The following is a 6,275-nucleotide window of genomic DNA, read 5'->3' on the forward strand; positions in this document are numbered from 1 at the left end:
GGATTGGCAGTGGAATAAGGAATTTCAAGGAGCGCCCTACGTGGGCGCTTTTTGTTTTGTCTTTTTGGGGGGCTGGGGTGTCTAAAGAGAAGGGGAGGAACGCAATGGATCGTTCTTATGTTCGAATTTTTTGGCGGAGGCCCTTGTATTTATAGAACATATGTGTTATTATAACTTTGCAATAGAACATATGAGCGTTTTACAGGAGGGGATAAGATGTTAGCATGTATGGGGATTCTGTTAATAACCGGCGCGTGCGCGCTGTTTGTGAAATACCAGCCGCGGATATTGGAAAATCAAATGTTGTGCGGTATGATGGCGGTCATGGGGCTGGTTGCCCTGCTTGCGGGGCAGGGTAACGGGCTTTTTACCGCTGTACAGGTGGGGCTGGGGGCTGCCATGGCGGTCTGCTGCACGCTGCGGGTGCGCAGGGAGTATGCCTGCCGCCTGCGCCGGCAAAGGAGGATGCGAGCCCTGCACCGCGCGCCGGTGGGGGCTGGGCCGCTCAAACGCGCTAGCTGACCGGTTGACAGAGCTTTTGGCAGGGCGTATACTGGATGGCAAATGCGGACCCAAAGGTCCGGTAGGAAGGGTTGTGGGGGTTGTTGGATTACGTATATGCAGCCATGTGGTTTGCTGTTGCCCTGCTGTTGTTCTTCCGGTTTGGGAAGATGAATAAGATCTTCTACTTCGCCGGTGCATTATTCCTGGTGATGGGCGGCTGGTGGCTCGCAGGGGCTATTTTGCAGCAGGATCTGTTTGCCGGCGCGCTGGGCTGGGCGTTCCGCGGGGTGATGGCGGTTGCCTTAGTGCTGCTGTGCATGGCGTATTACCGGGAACGGAAGAAAAGCGGCGGGCAGTGAGGTTGGCAGCCATGCCAAAGAAAAGGCTGAGGTTGTGAAGCTTAACGCTCGATCGGAAGCAAAGCAATTTCTCGGAAAATTGCAATCCATTTTGGGCCGGGGCGCATACTATGAGGGTGCGGGGCAAATATATTTTCCACCGCTTCAGATAGATTGCCCGGGCCCGGCCAAGGCCCGGGCGTCCAGCTGGCCCCGGGATCTTGGCGTCTGTTCGCTCGCGGCGGCAAATGTGCGCAGGGCTTTTGCCCTGCGCACATTTGGCTTTTCTGGGGGACTAGGGATCTGCGCCAAACGAATGAAAGGCGTTTTGGCAAGATGTATAAAGAAGGGTGTTTTCCCAGGGAAGCCTGCGATGCCTTTTCCCAGAAATCACTTGGCGGTGCGCCATTGGTTGAAAAAAAGACCGTTTTCGGCTAAAATGGAGAAAAAGACAACCGGCGCCGCAAGGCGGCCATGGAATTGAAAAAAGGAGGCTGCGGTCATGCTGATTGCACCATCGATGTTGTCCTCGGACTTTTCCAAACTGGGGGAGGAGACCGCGCGGATGGAACGTGCGGGCGCGGATTGGATCCATCTGGATGTGATGGATGCCCATTTTGTGCCGAACCTGACCTTCGGAGCGCCCATTGTGGGGGCGATCCGGCCCTATACGAAGCTGCCGTTTGACGTCCATCTGATGATCAGCGAGCCGCTCCGCTATGTGGATGACTTTTTAAAGGCGGGCGCGGATATCATTTCCTTTCACTTGGAGGCGGAGAGCAGTGTGCATGAGACGATCCGGGCGATCCGCGCGGGGGGCGCAAAGCCCGCCGTGGCCCTGAAGCCCAAGACCCCGGTGGAGGCGGTGCTGCCGTTTTTGGACGACCTCGACATGGTTTTGGTCATGACGGTGGAGCCCGGCTTTGGTGGGCAGTCGTTTATGGCGCCCATGATGGACAAAGTGCGCACCCTGAAAGCCCATGGCGCATTTGTGGAAGTGGACGGGGGGATCAATCCCCAGACAGCGGCCGTCGCGAAGGAAGCAGGGGTGGACGTCTGCGTGGCGGGGACAAGCGTATTCCACGCGCCGGACGCTGCAAAGGCCATTGCAACGCTCCGGGAAGGGAAAGGGGTGGTCCTTTGACGCTACTGCCGCGCGGCGTCCATCTGGAGCCGCACCGAGAAGAACCGCTCAAACAGGGGATTCAGGAGCTCCCAAGGCCAGCGGAGCTGTGGGTTCCCTTGGTGGGATGTACGGTGCTTTCCGAACGCCTGGTAGAGCCCGGGGATTGGGTGGACAAAGGCGCCCCGCTCTCCGCCCCGCAGCGTTCCGTGCCAGCCCATGCCCCGGCTGCAGGGCGGATCAAGGAGATCCGTGAGCTCCCGCTTCCCCTGCAGGGGACGATCCCCTGCGCCCTTTTGGTGCCGGACTGGGCGTATGAAGGGCCGGAACAAAAGCCGCCCGCCCAGGGGCAGCAGGAAGAAGTAATTTCGGCCGCAGCATCCGCCGGGATTATCGATGAATTTGATGGCCTTCCGCTGTACAAAAAGCTGAAGCGGTTCCGCAGGCGCGGTGTAAACCTGTTGCTTGCCAATGCGATTGACGACGACCCCTATGTCGCATCCGCGGTGGCCGTCCTGCGGGAACAGCCGCAGAAGGTGGCCGACGGGTTGGCTGCCGCGGCAAGGGCCTGCGGCGCGGCGGAGTGCCGGGTCACCGCCAGCTCCCGCAAGGAGATGAAGCGGGTTCACGAGGCCTGCCCTGCGGTAGAACCAATGCCGGCAGGGGAGCGCTACCCGGCGCGCGCACTGCTCAAGCGGGGCTTATATGCCAAGGGAAACACAACGGGATTCATCGGCGTACAGGCCTGCGCCGCCTTGGCGTCGTTTTTGGAGAATGGGACGCCGCAGACCGAAACGGTGGTCACGGTGGCGGGGGACGCGGTCCCGCACCCATATAACCTGCGTGTGCCGGTCGGGACCCCGCTGCGGGAGCTTCTCGCCTTCTGCGGCGTGGAGGGGACGCCCGGCGCCTGCTTTGTCGGTTCCTCCATCACGGGAAAGCGGGCGCCCGACCTGGACGCCCCTGTGACGCTGGACACGCGCTGCCTGATCGCCTTGCAGCGCCAGCCCCGCTGGAGAACCTATCCCTGCATCGGCTGTGGAAGCTGCGTGCGCGCCTGCCCCCGGGGGATCCGCCCTTGGGAGGTATGCGACCAGCTTTCCCGGGAAAACCCCGATCCCCTGCGCATGGTAAACGTCCAGCACTGCATCGCCTGCGCTGCGTGCAGCCTGGCGTGTCCCTCCGGCATCGACTTGGTCGCGCAGATGCTCCGCGCGGCGGAATTCAAGAAAGGGGGCGAATGAGATGCCTTCGTTGCAGGAAACGCCCTGTTTAAGAAAAGAACGCAGCGTCCCGTCCCTGATGTGGAACGTGACGCTCGCCCTGTGTACGCTGTTGGTGCTCCCAACGGTCTATTATGGATGGCGGCCGCTGGCGATGGCCTTTGTGACGGTGGCCCTCTGCTGCCTGGCGGAGGTCGCGGTCTGCCTGGTCCGCCGCCGCACCATCCATTCGGACCCGTCCCTATTGGTTACCGGCTTGGTCATTGCCCTGTTGATGCCGGTGAACGCGCCCTTTTGGATGCCCGCGGTGGCGGCATTGTTTGCGGTTTTGGTCGTGCGCGCGCCGTTCGGGGGGACGGGCTGCACGCCGTTTAATCCGGCTGCGGCGGGGGTTGCGTTTGTCACCATCTGTTGGCCGGAGCGCATGTTTTCCTATGTGAATTCCACCATTGGATGGGTGCTGCCGGTGTTCGGGGATTGTACCTATATGGAAGTGCGCTCGCCGGCGGGGGTCCTGAAGGAGGGCCTCAAGCCCGATATCGTGCCGTTGGAGATGCTTTGGGGCCGCTTTGTGGGGCCCATGGGGACGACCGCCATGCTGGTGATCGGCGCATGCGGCCTGTTCCTGGTTTTCCGGCGGATTGCCAATTGGGAAGCGCCGGTATTCTTTTTGCTTGCGGCAGCGCTGTGGGCGGCGCTGTGCCCGCGCATCGCTTGCAGCCCGCTGACGTCCGTCAAATACGAGCTGATGTCCGGTTCCCTGTTTTTCTGCGCAATTTTTATGGTGACGGACCCGGTGACCGCCCCCCGCACCGCGGTGGCGCGGAGCATTTACGGCGCCTTTTGCGGCGCCTTGGTGATGGCGTTCCGCCATTTTGGTGCATATGAACAGGGGGCGTGCTTTGCAATATTGGCGTCCAATGCGATTGCCCCGCTCTTGGACCGGGCGGCCGGCGCGGTGCGCGTATGGGGAGGGAAGATCGTTGAAAGCTAAAACCGAACAAACGCGTCCATCCGGACGTTCCACCCTGCGGGAAACCCGGACGGTCTTTACAAACGGCCTGTTCTTTAAAAGCCCTGTGCTGATCGGGGCTTTAGGGCTGTATCCGGTAGTGGCGGCGGGTTACAACCTGCGCATGGCGGTGGAGCTTTCGCTCCTGTTGTTTTTGATGACGCTCCCGGCGGCCTTGACCTGTTGTTTCCTCGGCGGTTTAGTGCCCAATTGGCTGCGCCCTGGTGCTGTGCTTGCCGTGAACGCCGTGTTCTACTTGCCGGCAGCCTGGTGCTTGAACCAGTTGTTCCCGGGGTCCCTGCATTCGTTGGGGATATACGCGGGGTTGACCATCTGCAATTCGATGGTGTTGTCCCGCTGCAACGACTATGCGCCGTATCATCTGGCGCGCGCTGTACTGGCGGATGTCTTTGGCTGTATGATCGGATATTCCCTGGTTTTGTGTGGGTTTGCCTGTTTGCGGGAATTCCTTCAGCGTGGCAGTGTCTGGAACAGCAATACCGGGACTTACATTGCGGCAGATAAGGGCACAGCCCTGCCGTTCTTTGGGTTTATCCTATTGGGCTTTGCTGCTGCTTTCACCAAATGGGCGGATACCCGGCGGGATAAAAAGGCGGAAAGGCGGGTGCCGCGCGGATGAATATGTTTATGGAGCTCTGCTTGGCCGCGCTGTTGGCGGTTACCGCAGAAAATGTCATTTTTACAGGCGGGATTGGCTTCAGCCGTGTGCTGCGCGCTGCGCGCAAGCCAAAAACCATTGCGCTTTATAGCTGTTTTGTTGGGCTTTTTTCCCTGGCCTCAGCGTTGACGGCCTGCTATTTGGGGCCGGTGCTGTTATCAAACAGCACCCTGCTGTTTATGCGCCCGGCGGTTTATGCGTTCTGTGCGGCGCTGGCCTATCTCCTGGTGGCCTTTGTCTTAAAGACTTTTTTACCGAAAATTTACGGCAAGGTTGGGGCGATCCTTTCGCCTGCTGCGATCAACTGCATCGTGCTGTCGATGCCGTATATGCAGCGCAGTTTTGCTATGCGCCCACATGAGGCGGCAGGATTCGCGATTGGGACAGGCGTAGCGTTCTTTTTGGCTGCACTCGTGCTTTCTGAGGCGTTGGCACGTTACCGCAACGAATATATGCCGAAAGCGTTCCGCGGCTTGCCCTCCGTTTTGATTTATGTGGGGATTCTCTCCATGGTCTTTGTGGGCGTGACGGGAGGACGGCTGTTCGGCTGAGAGGGCGCACGGCGAGGGCCGCCATAGCTTAAGAAGCAATCTTAAAAAGACGGCGTTTTGCTGGATGCTGCGACCCAGGAGGCAATTACGTCTACATCGCCCGTGCGATTTACTGTAAAAGTGGAAAAGGTTGACAAGTATCGAATGATTTCTATTGGTTCGATTGATTCGGTGTGCCGTGGATTTTTCTACGGCACATCTTTTATTTTGGAAAGCTGACTACAATTTTCTGAGTATGATAAATTAGATTTTCATGAAATGCAGCGTGTAAACATGACCTGGAATATAAATTTTGCCTGTTCCTAAATTTTTTAGGAATACAAACGTGTAATTAACAGCTTATAATATATTAAATAGAAAAATGAATCATAAATCGGGGCGAATAATGCATGATTCACCAAAATATAATAATATTTATGGATAAATTATATAGGATATAAATAACCAAATTTTAAATATAGAAATAAAGCAGAACCATAAAATGGTATAATAATACAACAAATAAGGAATGCCTATATTCCTTATTTTGTACGGCCGCAAAGGGCGGCTATTGAGGATGTAAAAATAGAATGGAGGAAAAGACATGAAGGCAAAAAAGAGCAGAGTCATTTTGTCTGGCGTGTCCCTGCTGTTGGTGCTGTGCCTGTTGGTGGGCGGCACAATGGCGTGGTTCACAGACACGGAGAAGGTCGATACGAACTTCACGGCGGGCATCCTGGATGTCAGCGTGAAGCCGGGCGAGGAAGGACAGACGGCCCTTGATTTTGGGAACCTGCGCCCGATGCTGTACGAGAACTTCTACAAGGAACTGGACAAAAACGAATGGAACAACGACGTAACACAGG

At 57.3% G+C, this 6,275-nt stretch carries 8 protein-coding genes; all 8 read left to right on the forward strand.

Annotated elements, in window-relative coordinates; translation table 11 throughout:
• Positions 1-216 precede the first annotated feature (216 nt).
• Positions 217-522 carry a hypothetical protein gene (locus I2G69_RS11260; protein ID WP_191521528.1) on the forward strand — a complete coding sequence of 102 codons (306 nt, stop codon included), beginning with the start codon at positions 217-219 and terminating at the stop codon, positions 520-522.
• A gap of 80 nt (positions 523-602) precedes the next feature.
• Positions 603-863 carry a hypothetical protein gene (locus I2G69_RS11265; protein WP_191396071.1) on the forward strand — a complete coding sequence of 87 codons (261 nt, stop codon included), beginning with the start codon at positions 603-605 and terminating at the stop codon, positions 861-863.
• Between the two features lie 481 nt (positions 864-1,344).
• Complete coding sequence (gene rpe, locus I2G69_RS11270) at positions 1,345-1,986, forward strand: ribulose-phosphate 3-epimerase (protein WP_195560796.1); 642 nt, start codon at positions 1,345-1,347, stop codon at positions 1,984-1,986.
• A complete protein-coding gene (locus I2G69_RS11275; protein WP_195560797.1) occupies positions 1,983-3,209 on the forward strand; it encodes a 4Fe-4S dicluster domain-containing protein in 1,227 nt (408 codons plus the stop codon). Before rpe ends, I2G69_RS11275 begins: the two co-directional genes overlap by 4 nt.
• Position 3,210: 1 nt before the next feature.
• Complete coding sequence (locus tag I2G69_RS11280; protein WP_087235064.1) at positions 3,211-4,182, forward strand: RnfABCDGE type electron transport complex subunit D; 972 nt, start codon at positions 3,211-3,213, stop codon at positions 4,180-4,182.
• Positions 4,172-4,840: an Rnf-Nqr domain containing protein gene (locus I2G69_RS11285; protein ID WP_191405964.1), complete on the forward strand. Its 669-nt coding sequence runs from the start codon at positions 4,172-4,174 to the stop codon at positions 4,838-4,840. The genes I2G69_RS11280 and I2G69_RS11285 overlap by 11 nt, the downstream gene beginning before the upstream one ends.
• Complete coding sequence (locus tag I2G69_RS11290; RefSeq protein ID WP_191405963.1) at positions 4,837-5,430, forward strand: Rnf-Nqr domain containing protein; 594 nt, start codon at positions 4,837-4,839, stop codon at positions 5,428-5,430. Before I2G69_RS11285 ends, I2G69_RS11290 begins: the two co-directional genes overlap by 4 nt.
• Before the next feature lie 583 nt (positions 5,431-6,013).
• Positions 6,014-6,275 (forward strand): TasA family protein (locus I2G69_RS11295; RefSeq protein WP_243254953.1); only part of this gene is annotated, 262 nt, incomplete at its 3' end.

It is taken from the genome of Anaeromassilibacillus sp. D41t1_190614_C2 (assembly GCF_015558525.1).
Lineage (GTDB): Bacteria > Bacillota > Clostridia > Oscillospirales > Acutalibacteraceae > Anaeromassilibacillus > Anaeromassilibacillus stercoravium.

What these genes read in the sequence shown, in the direction of transcription:
- rpe (WP_195560796.1), top strand. Translation starts at nt 1,345, where the DNA reads ATGCTGATTGCACCATCGATGTTGTCCTCGGACTTTTCCAAACTGGGG.
- I2G69_RS11260 (WP_191521528.1), top strand. Translation starts at nt 217, where the DNA reads ATGTTAGCATGTATGGGGATTCTGTTAATAACCGGCGCGTGCGCGCTG.
- I2G69_RS11290 (WP_191405963.1), top strand. Translation starts at nt 4,837, where the DNA reads ATGAATATGTTTATGGAGCTCTGCTTGGCCGCGCTGTTGGCGGTTACC.
- I2G69_RS11280 (WP_087235064.1), top strand. Translation starts at nt 3,211, where the DNA reads ATGCCTTCGTTGCAGGAAACGCCCTGTTTAAGAAAAGAACGCAGCGTC.